This window comes from Bradyrhizobium sp. WSM1743 (genome assembly GCF_000473065.1).
In the GTDB taxonomy this organism is placed as follows: domain Bacteria; phylum Pseudomonadota; class Alphaproteobacteria; order Rhizobiales; family Xanthobacteraceae; genus Bradyrhizobium.
In genome coordinates this window covers 1-22,666 of the sequence record NZ_AXAZ01000049.1, presented here as the reverse complement: position 1 = coordinate 22,666, position 22,666 = coordinate 1, and the positions used below count along the sequence as shown (strand labels likewise).

Here is a 22,666-nt window from a genome sequence, read left to right as displayed (position 1 = left end):
TGCTTTCCCCCAGGGCGGACGGCGCGGCGTCATTGACCAAAATAAAACGATACGGTATGGTTTAGTTATAAGGCGGTACGGGTCGCTTTTTCACCAGCCCCAAAGAGGTCCGGACCGCTTCGATCGTCACGGCGGGTACAGCCCCCGCGGCGCTCCGCGGCCGGCCGATGCCCAAGGCCGGCCGCGAATTCTTTACGATCATCCGGCACACTCGCTGGCCGAGGGTTTCGAGCATGACGACAGCCAAACGATGGACCTCGCAACTGCTTGCGATCGCCTTGCCCGCGCTGCTCATCACCGCGCCGGCACAGGCAATCGTGACCGCGGGCACGCCGGCCGCGCTTCACAGCGAGACAGATGGTGATGCTGAGGTGGACCGCCAGGCGGTCAGCCGCGAAATCGAACGATTCCGCAGCTCGTCGATCACGATCAGCCAGGCCATGGCGATCGCGGAAGCCCGCCATGCCGGCGCCACGACGGCGGATGTGAGTTTCGACGGCGGCTCGGGCGTGCCGGTCTACCGGGTCAAGACCCTGCACAACGACCGGATCTGGCGCCACACCATCAATGCTTCGACCGGCGAGCTCGTCGGCGGCGAAGCCGCCCTGCCCCTCACTGAGCTCGACCACGAGGACCGCAGCAATCTCGCAGCGCTCGGCGCGATCAGGCATCGCCTCGCCGATGCCGTACGCGTCGCCGAGCGCGCAGCCTCGGGCAAGGCCATCAGCGGCGGGTTGGTGCGCGAACGCGGCCGGCTCAATTTTGCGATCGTCGTGATCAGCGGCGACGATCTCAAGGAGGTCATTCTGGAGCCGCCGGGCGCACGGGCCAAATAGCGGCGGGCCCGCTCCCCGGCATCGACCGGGGCGAAAAGCCATTGACGGCCGCAAGACTCTCCCGCATAAGTCGCCGCCATGTTCACGACCACCAAACGCACGACCAAAACCACCACGGCCTCAGGGGCCCGGGGAGGCGTGCGCACGTAGGTCGTCGACTTAAACGCATCAACTCTACGGCAAGCCCCGCCCTCGATGGTCCGGGGCTTTTTTGTTGTCTGAATTCTCAATGCAATGGAGGACAAAGTGAGTAACGATCCCGTCGTCGCGATTGTCGGCGTCACCGGTGCGGTAGGCGCCGAGTTCATCGCCACCATGGACAAGCGCGGCTTTCGCATCAGTAAGCTCAAGGCGCTGGCCAGCGCCCGCTCCGCCGGCAAGACGGTGTCGTTCCGCGGGCAGAACGTCGTCATCGAGGAACTGACCGAGCAGTCTTTCGAAGGTGTCGATATCGCCCTGTTCTCCGCCGGCGGCAGCATCTCCAAGAAGTTCGCACCCGTAGCGGTCAAAGGCGGCGCCGTCGTGGTCGACAACTCCTCGGCCTTCCGCATGGACCCGAACGTGCCGCTGGTGATCCCCGAGATCAACGCGAGCCGCATCCGCGACCACAAGGGCATCATTGCGAACCCGAACTGCGCCGCGATCACCGCGCTGGTGCCGCTGTGGCCGATCCATCAGAAGAACCGCATCAAGCGCGTGATCATCTCGACCTATCAGGCCGCCTCCGGCGCCGGCGCCGCCGCGATGGAGGAGCTCGTCGAGTCCACCCGCGCCAATCTCAATGGGCAGGTCTATGCGCCCAAGGTGATGCCGCACCCCTACGCCTTCAACCTCTTCAACCACAACACCGCCGTCGATCCTGACACCGGCTACAACGACGAAGAGACCAAGGTCATCAAGGAGACCCGCAAGATCTTCGAGGACGACACCATCGCCGTCGGCGTTACCTGCGTGCGCGTGCCGGTGCTGCGCGCCCATTGTGAGGCCATCACCTTCGAATGCGAGAAGCCGATCACCGAGGACCAGGTCCGCGCCATCATGGCGCAAGCGCCCGGCGTGAAGGTGATCGATGACCGCGCCAGGAACTACTTCCCGATGCCGATCGACGCCTCGGGCCAGGACGACGTCCTGGTCGGCCGCATCCGCAAGGATCTCAGCGATCCCACCGGACATTCGATCTCGATGTTCGTGGCGGCGGACCAACTGCTCAAAGGCGCGGCATTGAATGCGGTGCAGATCGCGGAGCTCTTGCCGCAGCGGGTGATGGCGTAACGCGCACTCAATCCGTCATCCTGAGGTGCTTTTCCTGCGCTGCAAGCGCAGGAAAAGCCTCGAAGGATGAACGGACCGGATACAGCGGGGCCGTCGCCCTTCGAGGCTCTTCATGGGCGCCGCTGCGCCCATGAAGAGCGCCTCAGGGTAACGGTGATAGGTTTGCGATTGCCGTCGGTTATTGTGCCCGAAACAACAAGCACGCATCGCCGTACGAATAGAACCGATAGCCATTCGAGATCGCGTGCGCGTATGCAGCCTTCATCGTCTCAAGCCCCGAGAACGCCGACACCAGCATGAACAGCGTCGACTTCGGCAAATGGAAATTCGTCATCAGCACGTCGACCGTGCGGAAGCGATAGCCGGGGGTGATGAAGATCGAGGTCTCGGCGGCGAACGGCTGAATGGTGCCATCCTCGTCCGCCGCGCTTTCGAGCAGCCGCAATGACGTGGTGCCGACCGCAACGATGCGGCCGCCGTTCTTCCGCGCCGTGTTGAGCCTTGCAGCCGTTTCGGCCGAGATGGTGCCCCACTCGGCATGCATCCTGTGGCTCTCGGTGTCGTCGACCTTGACTGGCAGGAACGTCCCTGCCCCGACATGCAGCGTGACGCGGTTGAGGCCGACGTCGCGCGCGCGCAGCGCCTGCTCCAGCGCGGGGGTGAAATGCAGGCCTGCAGTGGGAGCCGCGACCGCACCTTCATTGGCCGCGAACATGGTCTGGTAGTCCGCAAAATCCTGATCGTCGGGCGTGCGCTTGGAGGCGATATAGGGCGGCAGCGGCGGGCTGCCGAGATCGGCGATGGCCTGGTCGAGCGCCGGGCCGTGGAACGAGAACGACAGCGTCACCTCGCCTTCCGTCCCCTTGGCCTCGACTTCGGCATCGAGATGGCCGAGCAGGCAGACCTTGCCTTCGTTGCCGAAACGGATGCGGTCGCCGGCTGTGAGCTTCTTCGCCGGCTTCACCAGCGCCTGCCAGCGCGAGCCGTCGAGCCGCTTGATCAGCGTCGCCTCGATCTTCGGCTCGGTCTCACGCCCGATGCGGCGGCCCCTAAGCTGCGCCGCGATCACCTTGGTGTCGTTGACGACGAGCTGGTCGCCCGGCTTCAGCCATTGCGGCAGGTCGGAAATGACCTGATCGCGCAGCGCGCCGTTCTCCACGACCAGCATCTTCGCGGAGTCGCGCGGGCTCGCCGGGCGCAAGGCGATGCGCTCGGCGGGCAGGTCGAAATCGAAGAGATCGGTGCGCATGTCTCACTAGCACCGTCATTCCGGACGCCGCGCCTCGAGCGCGGCGATCCGGAATCCCGAGATTGTCGCGCGAGATTCTCAGGTGCGCAATTGCGCACCATAGTTCGCGCTGTTAGCGCAAAATCGGCGTCGATTTTGCGCAGCGCGCCCCGGAATGACGGTCCCTATTCCTTGTCCGCGGCCATCCGCGCCTTGACGATCTTGTCCGGATTCATCACCGGCTCGCCGCGCTTGATCTTGTCGACGTTCTCCATGCCCTCGGTGACCTTGCCCCACACCGTGTACTGGTTGTCGAGGAAGCGGGCGTCGTCGAAGCAGATGAAGAACTGGCTGTCTCCGGAATCGGGATTGGCGGCGCGGGCCATCGAGGCGGTGCCGCGCACATGCGGCTCCTTGTTGAACTCGGCCTTCAGCTTCTTGCCGGAGCCGCCGGTGCCGGTGCCTTGCGGGCAGCCGGTCTGCGCCATGAAGCCCTCGATCACGCGATGGAACACGATGCCGTCATAGAAGCCTTCGCGCACGAGCTCCTTGATGCGCGCGACGTGGTTCGGCGCGAGGTCGGGCCGCATCTCGATGGTGACGGGGCCCTGCGTGGTCTCGAGGATCAGGGTGTTTTCGGTGACGCTCATGCTCGTCTCTCTTGCGTTGGGGGTGAAGTCTTCCGGCTGCGGAACTGGATCGCGAATGGACGCCCCGCAGCTGCGCCTGCCATTGCGTCGGTAAACGGCACCGGCGTGCAGCGTTGCAACGCCTCCATCACCGCGATCCGGTATTGCAGCCGGTCATTGTCGGAGGCCTCCGCGGATTCATAGGTAATCCTCGGATGGCCCAGAATGTTTCCGGCCCGGTTAAAGCTCACGACGACGGTGATGTCGAGGGGGCGCGCCTTGGCCGGCGACGGCGGTCTCCAGCAGGTACGCAAGTGCCGGAAGATGTCCTGGATCGTGTTGACCGGCGCGTCCTCCGCGGCCGCACGGGGGACGCCGAGCAGCAGCATCGCGGCAACCAGCAGGAACTTGCCACCGCGGCGTGCCATGACCGCTCCTATTTGATGTCGGATGCGACCTGCACCTTCACCATCTTGTCGGGATCGGTGACGGAGCCGCCGGGCGAGCCGGGGGGCGCCTTCTTCAGCTTGTCGACGACGTCCATGCCCTGCACGACCTCGCCGATCACCGTGTACTGGCCATCGAGGCTGCCGCCGTCGGCGAACATGATGAAGAACTGCGAGTTGGCGCTGTCGACGCTGTCGCCGCGCCGGGCCATGCCGACGATGCCGCGGGCAAAATGCACCTTGGAGAATTCCTGTTTCAGGTTCGGATATTTCGAGCCGCCGGTGCCGTTGCCGTTCTGGCCGTCGCCCGTCTGCGCCATGAAGCCGTCCATCACGCGGTGGAACGGCACGTTGTTGTAGAAACCCTCGCGCGCGAGCTGCTTGATGCGCTCGGCGTGCTGCGGTGCGATGTCGGACCTGAGCTTGATGACGATGCGGCCCTTGGTGCTGTCGATGACGATGGCGTTGGCCTTGTCGAGGCTCGCCGGCAATTGCTGCGCGACCGCCGGCACCGCGAACAGAAGCGCGGCAAGAACTGCGAGAATTCGGATCATGACAACTCCGGATCAGATGAGAAGAAGCGCGCCGCTATCAGGCGAATTTGGCCTTGAGCTGTGCCGCGACCTGCGGCGGGACAAAGGCCGAGATGTCCCCGCCCATGCCGGCGATCTGGCGCACCAAAGTGGCGGTGATCGGGCGGACCATGGGAGAGGCCGGCAGGAAGACCGTATGCACCTCGGGCGCCATGGCCTCGTTCATGCCGGCGAGCTGCATCTCGTAGTCGAGGTCGGTGCCGTCGCGCAGGCCCCGGATCATGATGGTCGCGCCGTGCTTGCGCGCCGCGGCCACCGACAGATCGTCAAACGTCGTCGCCTCGAGCACGCAGCCGGCCTGGGCCGCGATCGGACCGCAGACGTCCTGGAGCATCTTCAGGCGCTCCTCGGTGGAGAACAGCGGCTTCTTGCCGGGGTGCAGGCCGATCGCGACCACGAGCCTGTCGCACAGCGAGACGCTGTGCCGGACCACGTCCAGATGGCCGTTGGTGATGGGGTCGAAGGAACCTGGGTAGAAGGCAATGCGCGACATGGTCCCGTCCTACCGCGCCCGGCCCGGCCCGGCAAGCCGGGCAGGTTCCGGTCCATGACCCGGAAATTATCTCGCCGGACCTGTCGGCAAACGACCGTTTTGTTTCGTCCCTCGGGGCAGCCACGAAACAAAACGGAGCGCGAACGAAACCATTTCCAGCGTCCGCGAAGACGTCCGGAAACTGGCCATGGTTACTAATCCAGCCAACGAATGACGGGCCGCACACTGGGCGTTGAGCGGCCGCATCACAGGGGACAGTCAATGATCAAGACCATTTCAGCGATCGCACTCTCTGCATGTGTTGCCGCAGCCCTCACCCTCCTGCCCGGTTTTGCCCCGACCGTCGAAGCCAGCGTGCCGCAGCCGCTGGCCAAGAGCGACCGGCTCGACATCCGCACCATCGGCCGCGACTGCTCACAGCAGGCCTGGCCTAATTTCGAGGCCTCCTGCCTGCGCCGCGCCGGCAGCAAGGCCACTGTCCGCGAGGCCCGCCTCGTGACCGCCGACCGCACGCCGTAGCCGGACCTGTCAGTTTCGCGTCAGGAAAGCCCCTCAAGATAAACCCCGTGGATATTTGCGACGTCTCGTCGCAGACTCGTGCTCGCGCCCGTCGGAATGGCCCGCCGGGCGCGATTCCATCGGGGGATTTGCCGTTGTCCAGTACGCCCGCAGTCGCCTCCGGCCACCATCCCGATCAGCTGCCGCTTGCCATGACCATGGGCGCCCTTGGGGTGGTCTACGGCGATATCGGCACCAGTCCTCTCTACGCCCTGAAGGAAGCCGCCAAGGCGGCTGCTCATGGAGGCACGCTGACTCACGACGCTGTCCTGGGGGTTGCCTCGCTGATCCTCTGGGCGTTGCTGCTGATCATCTCGCTGAAATACGCGCTGCTGATCCTGCGCGCGGATAACCGCGGCGAAGGCGGCATCGTCGCGCTGCTGGCGCTGCTGCATGCCCGCCACGCCCAGCCAGGCACGTGGCGCGCCCATCTCCTGGTGGTCGGCCTCATCGGCGCCGCCCTGCTCTATGGCGACGGCGCGATCACGCCGGCGATCTCGGTGCTCAGCGCCATCGAAGGCCTCAAGGTCGACGCCCCCTCGCTGGCACCCGCCGTGGTGCCCGTGACCATCGCTATCCTGATCGGGTTGTTCATGATGCAGAAGCAGGGCACCGGCTTCATCGGCCGTGTCTTCGGCCCGGTGATGCTGGCCTGGTTCGTCGTGCTTGCCGCGCTCGGCATCCACGGCATCGTCAAGGCGCCGGCGGTGCTGGCGGCGCTCAGCCCGCTCTATGCCTTCGACTTCCTGATCCACCAGGATTTCCACGTCTCCTTCGGAATCCTCGGCGCCGCCTTCCTCGCGGTCACGGGCGGCGAGGCCATGTATGCCGACATGGGCCATTTTTGCCGCTTCCCGATCCGCCTCGCCTGGTTCGCGGTCTGCCTGCCAGCCCTGGTGCTGAATTATTTCGGCCAGGCCGCGCTTCTGATCACCGATCCCGCCATGATCGAGAATCCGTTCTTCCAGCTCTGCCCGGACGCCCTGCACTATCTGCTGGTCGCCTTCTCGGCGGTCGCGACCGTGATCGCCTCGCAGGCGATCATCTCCGGCGTGTTTTCGCTGACGCAGCAGTCAATCCAGCTCGGCTTTCTGCCGCGCATGCAGATCCGCCACACCACCAGCCATGCGATCGGCCAGATCTACGTGCCGCTGGTGAACTGGCTGCTCGCCGCGGCAACGTTAGGGGCGGTCCTGAGCTTCGGCTCCTCGGACGCCCTCGCCGGCGCCTATGGCATCGCGGTGTCGCTGCTGATGGCGATCACCACGCTGTTGGCCGCGCTGGTGGCGATCCAGTGGGGCTTTTCGCCCTGGCTCGTCGTTGCCGTGAACGGCTTCTTCTTCGTGATCGATCTGATCTTCTTCTCGGCCAACTCGATCAAGCTGTTCGAGGGTGGCTGGTTTCCGCTGCTGCTCGCCGGCCTCGTCGCGTTCCTGATGCTGACGTGGCGGGGCGGCGTGAAACTGGTCGAGGCGGCGCGGGCGCGGCTGCGCCAACCCGAGGAGGACCTGATCGAGACCGCGGTGAACAAGTGCAGGGCGAGGCTGCCTGGGACCGCGGTGTTCCTGGCCTCTGCACCGCGCGGCGTGCCACTGGCGCTGACCCAGTTCGTTAAGCACAATCGCGTGCTGCACGAACGCGTGCTGCTGGTCACCTTGCTGATCGAGGAATCCCCGCACATTCCCGACGAGGAACGCGCCGAGATAGTTGAGATCATCCCGGGCATCACCCGCGTGATCCTGCACTACGGCTTCATGCAGAACCCGACGATCTATGAAGGACTGAAGCTCGTCTGCCGCCAGGGCAAGCTGCCCGGCATCGACCTCTCCGACATCACCTACTATGTTGGCCGCGAGACCATCATTCCGCGCGAGGACGTCCCGGGAATGTGGGTCTGGCGCGAAGGCGTGTTCGCCTTCCTCCAGCGCAACGCCGAACGCTCGGCCGCGTTCTTCGGCGTGCCGACCAGGCAGGTGGTGGAGTTCGGGACGGAGCTGGAGATTTAGGGCGTGGACTCAGCCGGGTCGATGCGAGTCGAACAAAGACGAGGGCTGCGTCGTGTTCTGGCACTCTTCAAAATTCTCGTAGCGGTTCTACTTCTGGGAATTTTGGGGCTGAGCGGGCTCGCCTTTGTCCGCCCGGAATTGTTGCAGCTCACCTCCTCGTATGCGGCAAAAATTGTCTGCTCGAACGTGTTCATCGCCAAGCGCGACGCAGACGCAGTCATACGCTGATGGATATTGCGAAGGCGCTGTACTATTTCACGCCGAAGGATGCGCCGAAACGAGAGGGACTGCTCGCGGGCTATGGCAAGATTGAGCGTCCCGACTGGCAGGAGACGCTTCGTCTCTATCGCCTCTACTGCACGCTGGAGCTATGGTGCTGGATGGCACAGATCGGTAAGCACGAGGCGCTTGCTGATTTGACGAGAGAGCTTGCAAACGCCGCTTAGAATGGGGCGTCACGCCCCATTGCCGTTCTCGCCGCTCCCGTTCTCGGCCTCTTCGGTGATGTGCTCGACCGAGACGACATGCTCGTCCTCGGCGGTGTCGAACACGATCACGCCTTGCGTCGAGCGGCCGGCGATGCGAATGCCTTCGACCGGGCAGCGGATCAGCTGGCCCTTGTCGGTGACCAGCATGATCTGGTCGGCCTCCTCCACCGGGAAGGACGCGACGAGGTTGCCGTTGCGGTTGTTGACGCTCATGGCGACGATGCCTTTGCCGCCGCGACCCGTGGTGCGGTACTCGTAGGACGAGGTCCGCTTGCCGTAGCCGTTGACGGAGACCGTCAGCACGACCTGCTCCTGCGCCGACATCTCGACATAGCGCTCCTGCGGGAGCTGGAAGCTGCCCGTGGTCTCCTCGGCCTCGGCATCCGCTGGCGCCTCTTCCGTGGCGGCCTCACCCGCGACCGCGCGGCGCATCTTTAAGTAAGCCGAACGCTCGTCCGAGGTGGTCTCGACGTGGCGCAGGATCGCCAGCGAAATCACCTTGTCGCCTTCGCCGAGCGCGATGCCGCGCACGCCCATCGAGGTGCGTCCGGTGAACACGCGCACGTCGGTGACAGGGAAGCGGATGCACTGGCCGCCGGCAGCGGTCAGCAGCACGTCGTCGCGCTCGGTGCAGATCTGCACGTCGACGATCGCCTCGTTGTCGTCGAGCTTCATGGCGATGATGCCGGAGCGGCGGACGTCGACGAAGTCGGACAGCTTGTTGCGCCGGACATTGCCGCCCGTGGTGGCAAACATCACGTCGAGCTGGCCCCAGGTCGATTCATCCTCCGGCAGCGGCATGATGGTGGTGATGCGCTCACCCTGCTCCAGCGGCAGGATGTTGATCATGGCCTTGCCGCGTGCGTTCGGCGCGGCCATCGGCAACCGCCAGACCTTTTCCTTGTAGACCTGGCCGCGTGAGGAAAAGAACAGCACGGGCGTGTGCGTGGAGGCCACGAACAGGCGGCTGACGAAATCCTCGTCGCGAGTCTGCATGCCGGCGCGGCCTTTGCCGCCGCGGCGCTGCGCCCGGTAGGCCGACAGCGGCACGCGCTTGACGTAGCCGGCGTGCGAGACCGTGACGACCATGTCCTCGCGCTGGATCAGGTCCTCGTCCTCGACCTCGCCTTCCTGCTCCATGATCACGGTGCGGCGCGGCGTGGCGAACTCGGCCTTCACCTCGGCAAGCTCGGTCTTGATGATGTCCAGGATGCGGGCGCGGGAGCGCAGGATCTCGAGATAGTCGCCGATCTCGCCGGCAAGCTTTGCCAGTTCGTCGCCGATCTCGTCGCGGCCAAGCGCAGTGAGCCGCGCCAAGCGCAATTCGAGGATGGCCTTGGCCTGATCCAGCGACAGGCGAATGGTACCGTCCGCGTTGATGCGGTGGCGGGGATCGTCGATCAGCGTGATGATGTCCTCGACGTCGCGCGCCGGCCAGTCCCGCGTCATCAGGGTGTCGCGCGCGGCCGCCGGTGTCGGCGAGGTGCGGATCACCTTGATGATCTCGTCGATGTTGGCGACCGCGATGGCGAGGCCGACCTGCTCATGTGCGCGCTCGCGCGCCTGGCGCAGCTTGTACTTGGTGCGCCGGGTGACGACCTGCTCGCGGAAGCCGACGAAGATCGTCAGCATATCCTTCAGGTTCATGGTCTGCGGACGGCCGGAATCGAGTGCAACGGCGTTGACGCCGAAACTCGTCTGCAGCGGCGTGAACTTGTAGAGTTGGTTCAGCACCACGTCGGGCACGGCATCGCGCTTGAGCTCGACGACGACGCGATAGCCGTCGCGGTCGGACTCGTCGCGCAGATCGGAGATGCCCTCGATCTTCTTCTCCTTGTAGAGCTCGGCGATGCGCTCGACCATCGTCGCCTTGTTCACCTGATACGGGATCTCGGTGATGACGATCGCCTCGCGCTCTTTCCGAATCGTCTCGAAGGTGACCTTGCCGCGCATCACGATGGAGCCACGACCGAGATGATAGGCGCTGCGGATGCCCTGGCGTCCCAGGATGATGCCGCCGGTCGGGAAATCCGGGCCAGGGATGATGTTGTTGAGTTCGTCGATGGTCAGGGACGGATTGTCGATCAACGCAAGGCAGGCATCGATCACCTCGCCGAGATTGTGCGGCGGGATGTTCGTGGCCATGCCGACGGCGATGCCGCCAGCACCGTTGACCAGCAGGTTCGGGAACCGCGCCGGCAGGACCACCGGCTCCTTGGTCGAGCCGTCATAGTTGTCCTGGAAATCAACGGTCTCGTTGTCGATGTCGTCGAGCAGCTTGAGCGCAATCTTGGTCAGGCGCGACTCGGTGTAGCGCATCGCCGCGGGCGGATCGCCGTCGACCGAGCCGAAGTTGCCCTGCCCGTCCACCAGCAATTCGCGCATCGAGAAGGGCTGCGCCATGCGCACCAGGGCGTCATAGATCGCCTGGTCGCCATGCGGATGATACTGGCCCATGACGTCGCCGACGATGCCGGCCGACTTCTTGTGCTTCTTGTCGGGCGTGTAGCCTTCCTCGTTCATCGCGAACAGGATGCGGCGGTGCACGGGCTTCAGACCGTCGCGGGCATCGGGCAGCGCACGCGACACGATCACGCTCATGGCGTAATCGAGGTAGGACTTTTTCATCTCGTCGAGGATGGAGACGGGGCGAATGTCCGAGGGTTGCGCCGGCTGGTCGCCGGGCTTGTTGTCGTCGTCAGCCAAGGGGAAATCCGGTGAGGTTTTATCTGGGAATCATATAGCGCATCCGGGGTCGGATAACCACCCTTGCAGCCCCCTCGGAAAGCGCTTTTTCCGCTTATTTTTCCAATAACTTAAGGCCCCTGGAGCAGCGCCCTGGACGGCCCCGGAATCGGCCCTTCCAGAACCACCCGCAACGCCTGCCTGATCACGCGGGAAGCGGCCCTGTCAGCCGACTTCGCGTGGGCGCCATGCGGACCTCATCCCAAACATGAAGCGGGCCCGGAAAATCCGAGCCCGCCCTATCAATTAGTAAGATTTGCTGACACGACGCTGGAGGTGCCGCCGGAGCCCGCCGGCGCGCCCTCGTCAAGCCGTCCACCCGCTCAGAACGGGATATCGTCGTCCATGTCGCTGTTGCGGCCCCCACCGGCGGCCACCGGACGGCGCGGTGCGCTGCTGACCGGACCGGAGGAGCCGAAATCGCCGCCCGGCTCGTCGCCAAAGCTGCCGCCTCCTCCGCCGCCACCGCGGCCGTCGAGCATGGTCAGCGTCGAGTTGAAGCCCTGGAGCACGACCTCGGTCGAGTACTTCTCGACGCCGCTCTGGTCGGTCCATTTGCGGGTCTGCAGCGCACCCTCGATGTAAACCTTCGCGCCCTTCTTCAGATACTGTTCGGCGACCTTGCAGAGCCCTTCGTTGAAGATCACGACGCGGTGCCACTCGGTCTTTTCCTTGCGCTCGCCCGTGTTCTTGTCACGCCAGGTCTCCGACGTGGCGATGCTCAAATTCGCGATCGGCCGCCCGTCCTGGGTGCGGCGGATTTCAGGATCCTTGCCGAGATTTCCAACCAGAATGACCTTGTTGACGCTTCCCGCCATCGCCGCTCTCCACTCCGAATGCCACTGAATTTCAAAAGGGCGAATTCGCTGCCCGCGTTCCTCCGCGCCCTGTCGAGGCGACCCTATACGCTTGCGGGCACCGATCAGCCCGCCACCCTCAAGGTTATCCCCACATATAGCATCGCCCTCGGCTCTGTTCCAGATTTGTTCTTCGCGGCGGCGCGCCAAAGCACTCAGCCGCAACGCCGGTGAAAAAGGCAGCCCTCGGATGGAACTTTTTCGGGTTCCCGCGAACGATGAAAACCTCTTAACCTTCATCAAGTTGCAGCCACTTCTGTCGGTGGCCGAGTGTGGCATTTCGGAGACGGACTCTGCCCTTTCCTTAGGCTACGGTTGCCTCGGAATTAGTTCATATGGGCGTCGCGCCTGATCAGCCGCTTCGGGGACTTCGAGAAGCGGGCGAAACTGGGGAGACTGCAATGAATAAGATTCTGTTTAGTGCAATCAGTGCAATGGCGTTGGTCCTGTCGGCTCCGGCAAGCGCGGCGGATCTCGCTGCGCGTCCTTACACCAAGGCTCCGGCGCCGGCGGTCGCTGCCATCTACGACTGGAGCGGCTTCTATATCGGCATCAACGGCGGCGGCGGCACGAGCCACAAGTGCTGGGACTTCGTGACGCCGGTGACCGGTGTTCTTGGCGAGGGCTGCCACAACGCGACGGGCGGCACGGTCGGTGGCCAGGCCGGCTATCGCTGGCAGTCGGCGAACTGGGTGTTCGGCCTCGAGGGCCAGGGCAACTGGGCCGACTTTTCCGGCGACAACGTCAGCCCGCTGACCGGCCTCCGCGACCGTTCCAAGATCAACGCTTTCGGTTTGCTCACCGGCCAGGTCGGCTACGCCTGGAACAACGTGCTGCTCTACGTGAAGGGCGGCGGCGCCGTGGTCGGTGATCGCTATCGGAGCTACGATCTGGCGACAGGCCTCGAATTCGATCGGGCCAACGAGACCCGTTGGGGTGCCACGGTCGGTGCAGGCATCGAATTCGGGTTTGCGCCGAACTGGTCGGTCGGCTTCGAGTACGATCACATCTTCCTCGGCAACCGCACGATCAACTTCACCGGATCCGGCAATTTCGGCATTGCCCCGCTCGGTGTTGTCACGCGTTCCGAGCGCATCAGCCAAGACGTCGATATCGGCCTCATCCGCGTGAACTATCGCTGGGGCGGCCCGGCGATCGCAAGGTACTGATATCTCGCTGATATTATTTGAAAAACAAAGGCCGGCCTCGCGCCGGCCTTTTTGTTTTGGGCGCGAATTCGCTTAAGCGTAATAAGTCAGCAACCATCACCTTTTGCCGCTATGTGGCTTTTCGGAGACACAACTTGCGGCTTTGCTGGTGTAGAGACGGCGTCAGTTGGGCCGTTGAGTCCGCTGCCCTTCCGTCACGGAAGGCAACAACAGAAACTGGGACTGGGATTAAGTTGAAAATGAAGAAGGTTTTGTTGGCTTCGGCCTGTTTGTTCGCTCTTGCGGCCCCCGCGTCGGCAGCTGATCTGGCAGCCCGCCCCTACACCAAGGCTCCGGTCGCTCCGATCGCTGCTGTCTACAACTGGACCGGTTTCTACCTCGGTATCGTCGGCGGCGGTGCTTGGCAGAACGCATCCGACATCAAGATGAAGGGCGGCTTCGTCGGCGGCACCGCCGGCTACAACTGGCAGACCGGCAACATCGTGTTCGGTGTCGAGGCCGACGGTGCGTGGGCTGACGCCAGCGACACGGTCAGCATTCTCGGCGTCTCCGTGAAGTCGAAGACCGACGCGATGGGCACCGTGCGCGGCCGCATCGGCTACGCCGTCAACAATGTGCTGTTCTACGGCACCGGCGGTTACGCCTGGGTCGACAACAAGATCACCGCCACCGCGGGCGCCGTGTCGATCTCCGACTCCAAGTGGCACTCGGGCTGGACTGTCGGCGCCGGTGTCGAGGCGTTCTTCGCTCCGCAGTGGTCGGTCAAGGGCGAGTACCTCTATCGCAACCTCGGCGGCGAGACCTACTTCTCGGGTATCGGTGCCCCTCTCACGACTGGCACGCTCGAGTACCACACCGTGCAGGTCGGCGTGAACTATCACTTCGGCGGCCCGATCGTCGCGAAGTACTAAGCTTCGTCTCCGACGCTACCCGCGTTACGAAAGGCCGGCCTCGCGCCGGCCTTTTTGTTGTTTTCACGCGTAGCAATATACGCCAGCCCGCCACTAGCGTTTTCGGCGAGATGTGGCTCCCGGGTGACACAACCTTTAGCTTTAATGGTGTAGCAATGGCATCAGTTGGGTCATAGGGTCCGCTGCTCTTCCGCTTCGCGGAAGGCGAGAAAGAGAAACGGAACTGGGGAATGGATATGAAGAAGCTTTTGCTGGCTTCGGCCGGTTTGTTCGCACTCAGCGCGTTGGCACCGGCCTCGGCCGCCGATCTCGCGGCGCGCCCCTACACCAAGGCGCCGATCGCTCCGGCCGCCATCTACAACTGGACCGGTTTTTACATCGGCGCCAACGCCGGCGGTGGCTGGAGCCACAATTGTTGGGATCTCACCAGTGTCGGCCCCTTCGCGGTCGCCCCGGCAGTGGCCGAAGGTTGTCACAATGCGACCGGCGCACTCGTCGGCGGCCAGATCGGTTATCGCTGGCAGTCCGCCAACTGGGTGTTCGGTCTCGAAGCCCAGGGCGACTGGGCTGACCTGAAGGGTTCGAACGTCAGCTCGCCTGCCGCGCTCGCGCCGGTGGTGAACGAGACCAGGATCGACGCCATCGGCCTCTTCACCGGCCAGGTCGGTTATGCCTGGAACAACGTGCTCTGGTACGTGAAGGGCGGCGCTGCCGTCACTCACAACAAGTACAGTGGCAGTTTTGCGGGCGTTACGATCGACACCGCGAACGAAACGCGCTGGGGCGGTACTGTCGGCACCGGCATAGAATTCGGCTTCGCCCCTAACTGGTCGGTCGGCGTCGAATACAACCACCTGTTCATGGGCAGGCACAACGAGACCTTCACCTTCCTCGGCGTGAACACCCGCACCGACAGCATCAAGCAGGACGTGGACATGGCTACCGTTCGCCTCAACTACACGTTCGGCGGCCCGGTCGTCGCGAGATACTGATCTTGTCACCGACGTCACATCGTCACGAAAGGCCGGCTTTACCGCCGGCCTTTTAGTTGGGGCGGGCGCGTTCCCCGTAGTTCCTCGTGTTTCCTGCTGCCAGATGCCGCCAGCACGCCAACAATCCGTTGACGATTCGCAAGTCCCACTGGAAATCCTCCGCCGTTCTTCCTACGTTCGCTGCCACACCCATCGGCGCCGATCCCGGTTCCGGGCGAAGCGCGCCTTTTGCATTGGCGCGATCGCGCGTCTTTGGATTCCTTGAGGACCAGCGGGATGGACGAAGTGATCAGGGCGAAGCGCCAACAACAGAACGCGGGCTCCAGCCTGCGCGCAATTACGATCCGCGGCGCGCGCGAGCACAACCTCAAGAACATCGATGTAGAGATTCCCCGCGACAAGCTGGTGGTGTTCACCGGCCTCTCCGGCTCCGGCAAATCCTCGCTCGCCTTCGACACCATCTACGCTGAGGGCCAGCGCCGCTACGTCGAGTCGCTGTCGGCCTATGCCCGCCAGTTCCTGGAGATGATGCAGAAGCCCGACGTCGACCAGATCGACGGCCTGTCGCCGGCGATCTCGATCGAGCAGAAGACAACGTCGAAGAATCCGCGCTCCACCGTCGGCACCGTCACCGAGATCTACGACTACATGCGCCTCTTGTGGGCCCGCGTCGGCGTGCCCTACTCGCCGGCCACGGGCCTGCCGATCGAGAGCCAGACCGTCTCGCAGATGGTCGATCGCGTGCTGGCGCTACCCGAAGGCACCCGCCTCTATCTGCTGGCGCCGGTCGTGCGCGGCCGCAAGGGCGAGTACAAGAAGGAGCTCGCCGAATGGCTCAAGAAGGGCTTTCAGCGCGTCAAGATCGACGGCACCTTCTACGAGCTTGCGGAAGCGCCGACGCTGGACAAGAAATTCCCGCATGACATCGACGTCGTGGTCGACCGCATCGTGGTCCGCTCCGACATCGGCCAGCGCCTCGCCGAGAGCTTCGAGACCGCGCTGAAGCTCGCCGAAGGCCTTGCCGTCGTCGAGTTCGCCGACACGCCGGCGGCCGCGCCCGTCGAGGAAAAGAAGAAGACAGCCAAGATCCACGACAAGAGCGGGCCCGAGCGCATCCTGTTCTCGGAAAAGTTCGCCTGTCCGGTCTCCGGCTTCACCATTCCGGAGATCGAGCCGCGGCTGTTCTCGTTCAACAATCCCTATGGCGCTTGCCCCGCCTGCGGCGGCCTCGGCGTCGAGCAGCATGTCGACGAGGATCTCGTCATCCCCGAGAAAGACCTGACGCTGCGCAAGGGCGCGATCGCGCCCTGGGCCAAATCGTCATCGCCCTATTACGTGCAGACGCTGACCGCGCTCGGCAAGCACTACAAGTTCACGCTCGACACCAAGTGGAAGGACTTGCCGAAGAAGACGCAGAACGCGATCCTCTACGGCTCGGGCGAGGACGAGATCAAGTTCTCCTACGAGGACGGCGTGCGCTCCTACGACACCAAGAAGCCGTTCGAGGGCGTCATCACCAATATCAACCGCCGCTATCGCGAGACGGAAAGCGAGTGGGCGCGTGAGGAGCTGGCGAAGTATTTCCACGACGTGCCCTGCGAGGCTTGCCACGGCTTTCGGCTCAAGCCCGAGGCGCTCTGCGTCAAGGTCGGCGGCAAGCATATCGGCGAGATCTCGGAGCTGTCGGTCAAGCGCGCCGGCGAGTGGTTCGCGGGCGTGCCCGAGGCGCTGAACAAGCAGCAGAACGAGATCGCGGGGCGGATCCTGAAGGAGATCCGCGAGCGCCTCACCTTCCTGCTCGACGTCGGCCTCAACTATCTCACGCTGTCCCGTTCCTCCGGCACGCTGTCCGGCGGCGAGAGCCAGCGCATTCGCCTGGCCTCGCAGATCGGTTCGGGGCTGACGGGCGTGCTCTACGTGCTCGACGAGCCGTCGATCGGCCTGCACCAGCGCGACAATGCCCGCCTGCTCGATACGCTGAAGCGGCTGCGCGACCTCGGCAACACCGTGGTCGTGGTCGAGCATGACGAGGACGCCATTCGCCTTGCCGACTACGTGCTCGACATCGGCCCCGGCGCCGGCATGCATGGCGGCAACATCGTCGCCGAAGGCACGCCCGCCGAGATCATGCGCAACCCGAAATCGCTGACCGGCAAGTATCTCACCGGCGAGCTCGAGGTCGAGGTGCCGGAGCGGCGTCCGCCGAACCATCGCCGCACCATCAAGGTGGTGAACGCGCGCGGCAATAACCTCAAGAATGTCACGGCGGAGATTCCGCTCGGCCTGTTCACCTGCGTCACCGGCGTCTCCGGCGGCGGCAAGTCGACTCTTCTGATCGACACGCTCTACCGCGCCATCGCCCGCAAGCTGAACAATGCCAGCGAAGGCGCCGCGCCGCACGACCGCATCGAGGGCCTCGAGCACATCGACAAGATCATCGACATCGACCAGTCGCCGATCGGCCGCACCCCGCGCTCCAACCCCGCGACCTACACCGGCGCCTTCACGCCGATCCGCGAATGGTTCGCCGGCCTGCCGGAGGCGAAGGCACGAGGCTACGAGCCCGGCCGCTTCTCCTTCAACGTCAAGGGCGGCCGCTGCGAGGCCTGCCAGGGCGACGGCGTCATCAAGATCGAGATGCACTTCCTGCCCGACGTCTATGTCACCTGCGACGTCTGCAAGGGCAAGCGCTACAACCGCGAGACGCTGGAGGTCCTGTTCAAGGGCAAGAGCATTGCCGACGTGCTCGACATGACCGTCGAGGAAGCCGCCGAGTTCTTCAAAGCGGTGCCGCGCGTGCGCGAGACTTTTCAGACCCTGCACCGGGTCGGTCTGGACTATATCCACGTGGGGCAACAAGCGACCACCCTTTCGGGCGGCGAAGCCCAGCGCGTCAAACTTGCGAAAGAGCTGTCCAAGCGCGCCACCGGTCGCACGCTCTACATCCTGGACGAGCCCACCACCGGCCTGCACTTCCACGACGTCAAGAAGCTGCTCGAGGTGCTGCACGAGCTGGTCGCGCAGGGCAATACGGTCGTTGTGATCGAGCACAATCTCGAGGTCATCAAGACCGCCGACTGGGTCATCGACCTCGGCCCCGAAGGCGGCGACGGCGGCGGCGAGATCGTCGCCTGGGGCCCGCCGGAGGACATCGCCAAGGCGCCGCGCAGCTATACGGGCAAGTTTCTGGCGCCGGTACTGGAGAAGGCGCGGAACCCGAAGCGAAGGCGTGCGGCGAGCGAGGCGGCGGAGTAACGTCGCTTTGGACTCGGCCAATCTACGCAAAGCCAAAGGTCTGCAATCAGACAAATATCGGAGACAGGGGCGCCACGTCGATCGGCCCATCCGTGGATAGTCGTTCTGACGACTAAGACCTCGTTCGCCGACACAACCTATGGTTATCTCGCGGATGGTGGCTATACTCAACTGACTTTGCCGCGGAGATAAGATTTGAGCGACGTCATTGATCAGTCAAGCTTTCGATTCCAATTCAATATCTCCAGAGAGGAAGACAGGTTCTTCCGAAAACTTATAAGCAACCGTCTAAAGGCCCACATCGATTGGGAAGCCAACCTAGTTCAAGGGCTGGTTATTGCGGCCGTCCTGATGATATTGGGTCTTCTTGCCCTGGCTCTAGAATGGCCTACACCGCAAACTCTGTTTGTATTGATAGTCTGCTTTGTGCTTGGACAGATTCACGCGGTTTTCGTAACAGGCCAGATCATCCGACGAATTCACGACAAGCTATTTGAGCTAGACCGCATAGAGCAAATGACGTGGCACGTCACTCTTGACGATAGCTCGATTGTCGTCAGAACCTCCGGCAGCGAACGCCGGACGTCCTGGCATTCCATCAAGGGCGTGACAGATGCGCCGACCATGGTGGGGATATGGTACAATTCAGGGCAAGGCTTTTTCATACCGGCGCGAGCCTTTTCCAATCCCTCCGCACGCGCTGCTTTTGCCGAATGGGCCAGTGAGCGGCTGCGGTCCGCCACCGTTTCCTCGAGCGCCGTCAAGTCCGCTTAATGGCGATGCCGGGCCGCGAGCGCCCTTACCTCCATGTCGCTCAGGCTCGCGGCATATTCGGCAATATAAGGCACGTCGTGACCAGCGGCGCGCAGCTCTCGTACAGGGGAGGCAGCGATGCACTCATCGGCGAGCCAGAGCATAGGCTTGCCGCCGATGATTGCAGGTTGATTTCGATCCGCTCGTGTCGCATGGCTGTGCTCGAACTCGCGAATACTAGCACGCGACCTCTCGGTCGTCGGTGAGCTCAAAATCCGCCCCCATGCCCTACTCCCTCGCCATCTTCGACCTCGACGGTACCCTCGCCGACAGCTTTCCCTGGTTCCTGCGCACCATCAACGATGTCGCCGATCGCTTCAATTTTCGCCGCGTCGCGATTGAGGAGATTGAAGAGCTGCGGCGCGCATCGAGCCGCGAGATCCTCGCCCGGCTCGAGGTGCCCTTGTGGAAGCTGCCGGCGATCGCGCGGCATGCGCGGCGGCTGAAGGCGGAGGCAGCCGCTGAGATTTCGCTGTTTGCGGGCGTCGAGGCGATGCTGCGGACGGTGGCTGAGAACGGCGTGCAGCTCGCGCTGGTGACCTCCGACAGCGAAGCCAATGCGCGCGAGAAGCTCGGCGAGGCCGCGGCGCTGTTCGCACATTTCGACTGCTCTGCATCACTGTTCGGCAAGGCTGCAAAATTCCGCCGGGTCATTCGGCGCGCGGGTGTCGAGCCCAGCAAGGTCATTTCGATCGGCGACGAGGTCCGCGACATCGAGGCGGCGCGGGCCGTCGGCATCGCCTGCGGCGCCGTGTGCTGGGGCTATGCGGCGCCGGCGGCGTTGCGGGCGCTCGGGCCGGACCATGTGTTCGAGCGGATGGACGAGATTGCGTCGATGTTTTCTCCGGTGCCGTAGCCCGGATGGAGCAAAGCGCAATCCGGGAAAGTGGCCCCGCATTCCGCTTTGCTCCATGCGGGCTACAAGTGCACCCGCCCTACTCCGTCCTGCGCAGGAACGCCCCGAACGCGCGCGGGCCATCGCCGGTCTTGATCTCGCCGATCACCTTCAGCTCGACCGCATCGATGATATGAAGCGTGTTGCTTTCCCAGCAGGCGACGATGACGCGCTTGCCGTCGGCGGTCGCCGCGATGCCTTCGGGATAGTCGCCGACATTGATGCGCTTGATCGGCTTCAGCGTCGCGAGGTCGAACACGCTGACGGTGCCGCCATACTGGTCGGTGACGAAGCCGCGCTCTTGCGTCAGCGCCACCGCATAGGGACGCATCCCGACCGGCACGCGGCCAATCTCTTTGCCTTCGGCGATGTCGATGACCGAGACGTCGTCGGAGCCGACATTGGCGGTGTAGGCGCGCCTGCCATCGGCGTCGACGGTGACGCCGAACGGACGCGTGCCGACCTTGGTGATCGCCTTGCGCTGGCGCGTCGCGGTGTCCACCACCGAGACGCTGTCGTCGTCACGGTCCGCAGAGAGCAGCAGCTTGCCGTCAGGCGTCACGGCGAGGCCCGAGGGTGAGGCGCCGACCGCGATGCTGGCGGTGACGCTGCGCGAGGCCGTATCGATCACTCGCACCGCGGCGGCATACCAGTCGGCGACATAGACGGTGCGGCCATCAGGCGCCGCGGCAATGCCGAGCGGCCCACCGCCGACATCGACGCGGTCTGCGACCTGCCGCGCGGCGGCGTCCACCACCGTCACTGCCTTGGCGTCGGGGCTCGTGATATAGGCAAAGCGTCCATCCGCACTGACGGCGACGCCGGCCGGCTTGCCGCCGATGGGAATGGTCGCGACGCTGCGCGCGGTCGCGAGGTCCACGATCATCAGATCGTCACTGAGCTGGTTGGTGACGAACGCCTCTTCGGCGTACGCGCTGCCGAGGCTCGCATGACAAAGGCTGGCGGCGAGCGCCGCCAGAACCAGCACCCTCACGATCAGCTGCCGCTCTCAATCTTCTTCTTGAGCGCCTCGAGCCCGGCCTTGTACAGCCCGCTCACGGCAGTCTTGGCGGCTTCGTCGCTCAGCTCCGGCGGCGGATCGTTGTTGGGATAGCCCCGATAGAACGCGCCGGCCCATTCCAGCTTCGCCTTTCCGTCGGGCGCCGGCGAGACCGTCAAGGTCGAGGAATAATTGGTCACCGGCAGCACCTTCACGTCGACGTTGGTGATGCGATACGAATAGCTCTGTATGTCGGGCTCGTATTTGTAGAGCTCTTCTTCGACGGTCGCACCGCCCGTCAGGGTCAACGTCCGCGTTGCGCCGATCTCGTTGCCCCTCTCGCCCGTGGTCTTGGTCACAGGCGGCAGCCAGCTCATGTCCTGGAAGTTGCGGATTGCGGCCCAGACCTTGTCCTGCGGCGCACTGATCTCGATGGATTCCCGGACCTTCTGCCGGGTCGGCCCATGGGCCCGGACCGGCTCGAAAGCCGCCGTCAGAGCCATTCCCACAACCGCCAGCGCCGCCACCCCGGCGATCGCCGTTCCCATCGTCATCCTCATGTCGTTTCCTCGTTCCTCAACCTGCGCGACTTTGGGCGCGCTGAGGTCATCGTAGCGCATTTTTGGACCATGGGGAGACCTGTTCGTGGCACGGCTGTGGCGGGGCCGTTGCAGGTCATCCACACCATCCCTTGCATTGCCCGACGGGCAAGACACGCGAGATCGGGGTCAACGTAGCGCACCCAAAATAATTCGCTTTACTCGAATTCGGAATTATCGCATCTTCCGGCCACCCCAACCCGGGCCGAGGGGCGCATCGCGATCGTCACGAACGCGGGATGGGACGTGGTGGACGCAGGCAGCGTCGCGCGCAGGTGGTTTGCAGGGCGGGTCACTCCGTGAGCAGGCGAGGCGCGCACACGACGGGCGCAGCCTGCGTACGGCAAAATCGTGTGGTCCTGGCGCCCGGGGTCTGTGCGCCAAGGCTTGCGGTGATGCGTCGTGCCCGACCGGGCGCGCGCATCAGCCATCCGCAAGGCGACGGGGGCAATAGTGCATCGCTCCCCGGGGAGAGCACGACATAAGCCGTAAAACCACTGCGCAGGGAAGGCCGGATGTTTGGCTTTACCTGTATGCCGCTGTGCATCACTTCCAGCGCATTACGCGCACAGCGGACCGCGGGTGCCAGCCGGCACCCGGCCTTCCCCATAGGCGTTAAGGTAGCGCGAGCATCGATTGATACGGACGTTTTCGAGGAGGCTCGCGCAGGTGCCGCCCAAGCGCTCGCTTTCTGCGGCGGAAGCAACGGATGGTTGGTTGTGGAATGATCGCTTGTAGCAAGGATGCAACGAGTTGTTGCAAAACACGCCAAGCGCCAGGTGCCGTCAGGCGGCCTGCATCCAGCGGGGAGAGTCCTCGAAGTCGCGGGCAAGCGGCTCGAGCAGCAGGATGATCAAGAGGTGTGCCAGCAAGTAGGGCTT

General features: G+C 64.0%; 21 protein-coding genes. 12 read left to right on the top strand and 9 right to left on the bottom strand.

All coding sequences use genetic code 11. The features are described from left to right. The first annotated feature begins 233 nt into the window (after window positions 1–233). Together YU9_RS0125590 and YU9_RS0125585 are read left to right on the top strand one after the other, a co-directional pair. Window positions 234–836, top strand: coding sequence for a PepSY domain-containing protein (locus YU9_RS0125590; protein WP_027575360.1), 603 nt, complete (start codon window positions 234–236; stop codon window positions 834–836). 234 nt (window positions 837–1,070) lie between these two features. Continuing rightward, window positions 1,071–2,108, top strand: a complete 1,038-nt coding sequence (locus tag YU9_RS0125585; protein WP_027575359.1) for an aspartate-semialdehyde dehydrogenase — start codon at window positions 1,071–1,073, stop codon at window positions 2,106–2,108. 178 nt (window positions 2,109–2,286) lie between these two features. On the opposite strand, the gene queA is transcribed toward YU9_RS0125585, so the two are convergent. The 5 genes from queA to coaD form a co-directional block, all read right to left on the bottom strand. After that, window positions 2,287–3,357, bottom strand: a complete 1,071-nt coding sequence (gene queA, locus YU9_RS0125580; RefSeq protein WP_027575358.1) for a tRNA preQ1(34) S-adenosylmethionine ribosyltransferase-isomerase QueA — start codon at window positions 3,355–3,357, stop codon at window positions 2,287–2,289. A gap of 164 nt (window positions 3,358–3,521) precedes the next feature. Continuing rightward, window positions 3,522–3,986 (bottom strand): peptidylprolyl isomerase, encoded by a 465-nt coding sequence (locus YU9_RS0125575; RefSeq protein WP_027575357.1) that lies wholly within the window; start codon window positions 3,984–3,986, stop codon window positions 3,522–3,524. Then, window positions 3,983–4,393 (bottom strand): hypothetical protein, encoded by a 411-nt coding sequence (locus YU9_RS0125570; RefSeq protein ID WP_027575356.1) that lies wholly within the window; start codon window positions 4,391–4,393, stop codon window positions 3,983–3,985. Before YU9_RS0125570 ends, YU9_RS0125575 begins: the two co-directional genes overlap by 4 nt. A gap of 8 nt (window positions 4,394–4,401) precedes the next feature. Continuing rightward, window positions 4,402–4,965 (bottom strand): peptidylprolyl isomerase, encoded by a 564-nt coding sequence (locus YU9_RS0125565; RefSeq protein WP_027575355.1) that lies wholly within the window; start codon window positions 4,963–4,965, stop codon window positions 4,402–4,404. 37 nt (window positions 4,966–5,002) lie between these two features. After that, window positions 5,003–5,497, bottom strand: coding sequence for a pantetheine-phosphate adenylyltransferase (gene coaD / locus YU9_RS0125560; protein WP_027575354.1), 495 nt, complete (start codon window positions 5,495–5,497; stop codon window positions 5,003–5,005). Window positions 5,498–5,758: 261 nt separating this feature from the next. Between coaD and YU9_RS0125555 the strand changes: the two genes are divergently transcribed. The 4 genes from YU9_RS0125555 to YU9_RS0125540 all read left to right on the top strand — a co-directional run bounded on the left by YU9_RS0125555 (window position 5,759) and on the right by YU9_RS0125540 (window position 8,507). Continuing rightward, the gene (locus YU9_RS0125555; protein ID WP_027575353.1) at window positions 5,759–6,016 is read left to right on the top strand and encodes a hypothetical protein; all 258 of its coding nucleotides are present in this window, start codon (window positions 5,759–5,761) and stop codon (window positions 6,014–6,016) included. 191 nt (window positions 6,017–6,207) lie between these two features. Then, entirely contained in the window at window positions 6,208–8,061 is a 1,854-nt protein-coding gene (locus YU9_RS0125550; RefSeq protein WP_027575352.1) for a potassium transporter Kup, read from the top strand. A gap of 3 nt (window positions 8,062–8,064) precedes the next feature. Beyond that, window positions 8,065–8,289, top strand: a complete 225-nt coding sequence (locus tag YU9_RS49200) for a hypothetical protein (protein WP_198028301.1) — start codon at window positions 8,065–8,067, stop codon at window positions 8,287–8,289. Then, window positions 8,289–8,507: a hypothetical protein gene (locus YU9_RS0125540; RefSeq protein ID WP_027575351.1), complete on the top strand. Its 219-nt coding sequence runs from the start codon at window positions 8,289–8,291 to the stop codon at window positions 8,505–8,507. Before YU9_RS49200 ends, YU9_RS0125540 begins: the two co-directional genes overlap by 1 nt. A gap of 9 nt (window positions 8,508–8,516) precedes the next feature. Here the strand turns inward: YU9_RS0125540 and gyrA are convergent, their stop codons facing one another. Together gyrA and YU9_RS0125530 are read right to left on the bottom strand one after the other, a co-directional pair. Then, complete coding sequence (gene gyrA, locus YU9_RS0125535; protein WP_027575350.1) at window positions 8,517–11,255, bottom strand: DNA gyrase subunit A; 2,739 nt, start codon at window positions 11,253–11,255, stop codon at window positions 8,517–8,519. Window positions 11,256–11,617: 362 nt separating this feature from the next. Next, window positions 11,618–12,112, bottom strand: coding sequence for a single-stranded DNA-binding protein (locus YU9_RS0125530; RefSeq protein WP_027575349.1), 495 nt, complete (start codon window positions 12,110–12,112; stop codon window positions 11,618–11,620). A 440-nt stretch (window positions 12,113–12,552) separates the two neighbouring features. On the opposite strand from YU9_RS0125530, the gene YU9_RS0125525 reads away from it, so the two are divergent. From YU9_RS0125525 to YU9_RS0125495, 6 genes are all read left to right on the top strand, one after another. Beyond that, window positions 12,553–13,320, top strand: coding sequence for an outer membrane protein (locus YU9_RS0125525; RefSeq protein ID WP_027575348.1), 768 nt, complete (start codon window positions 12,553–12,555; stop codon window positions 13,318–13,320). A gap of 239 nt (window positions 13,321–13,559) precedes the next feature. After that, window positions 13,560–14,231, top strand: coding sequence for an outer membrane protein (locus YU9_RS0125520; protein WP_027575347.1), 672 nt, complete (start codon window positions 13,560–13,562; stop codon window positions 14,229–14,231). A gap of 236 nt (window positions 14,232–14,467) precedes the next feature. Continuing rightward, window positions 14,468–15,223 (top strand): outer membrane protein, encoded by a 756-nt coding sequence (locus YU9_RS0125515; protein WP_027575346.1) that lies wholly within the window; start codon window positions 14,468–14,470, stop codon window positions 15,221–15,223. Between the two features lie 276 nt (window positions 15,224–15,499). Further along, complete coding sequence (gene uvrA, locus YU9_RS0125510; protein WP_027575345.1) at window positions 15,500–18,478, top strand: excinuclease ABC subunit UvrA; 2,979 nt, start codon at window positions 15,500–15,502, stop codon at window positions 18,476–18,478. 195 nt (window positions 18,479–18,673) lie between these two features. After that, entirely contained in the window at window positions 18,674–19,252 is a 579-nt protein-coding gene (locus tag YU9_RS0125505) for a YcxB family protein (RefSeq protein ID WP_027575344.1), read from the top strand. A gap of 262 nt (window positions 19,253–19,514) precedes the next feature. Continuing rightward, window positions 19,515–20,147 carry an HAD-IA family hydrolase gene (locus tag YU9_RS0125495; RefSeq protein WP_027575343.1) on the top strand — a complete coding sequence of 211 codons (633 nt, stop codon included), beginning with the start codon at window positions 19,515–19,517 and terminating at the stop codon, window positions 20,145–20,147. A 79-nt stretch (window positions 20,148–20,226) separates the two neighbouring features. Here the strand turns inward: YU9_RS0125495 and YU9_RS0125490 are convergent, their stop codons facing one another. Further along, window positions 20,227–21,180 carry a cytochrome D1 domain-containing protein gene (locus YU9_RS0125490; RefSeq protein ID WP_027575342.1) on the bottom strand — a complete coding sequence of 318 codons (954 nt, stop codon included), beginning with the start codon at window positions 21,178–21,180 and terminating at the stop codon, window positions 20,227–20,229. 2 nt (window positions 21,181–21,182) lie between these two features. Then, the gene (locus YU9_RS0125485; RefSeq protein ID WP_027575341.1) at window positions 21,183–21,746 is read right to left on the bottom strand and encodes an SRPBCC family protein; all 564 of its coding nucleotides are present in this window, start codon (window positions 21,744–21,746) and stop codon (window positions 21,183–21,185) included. Window positions 21,747–22,666: the final 920 nt, after the last annotated feature.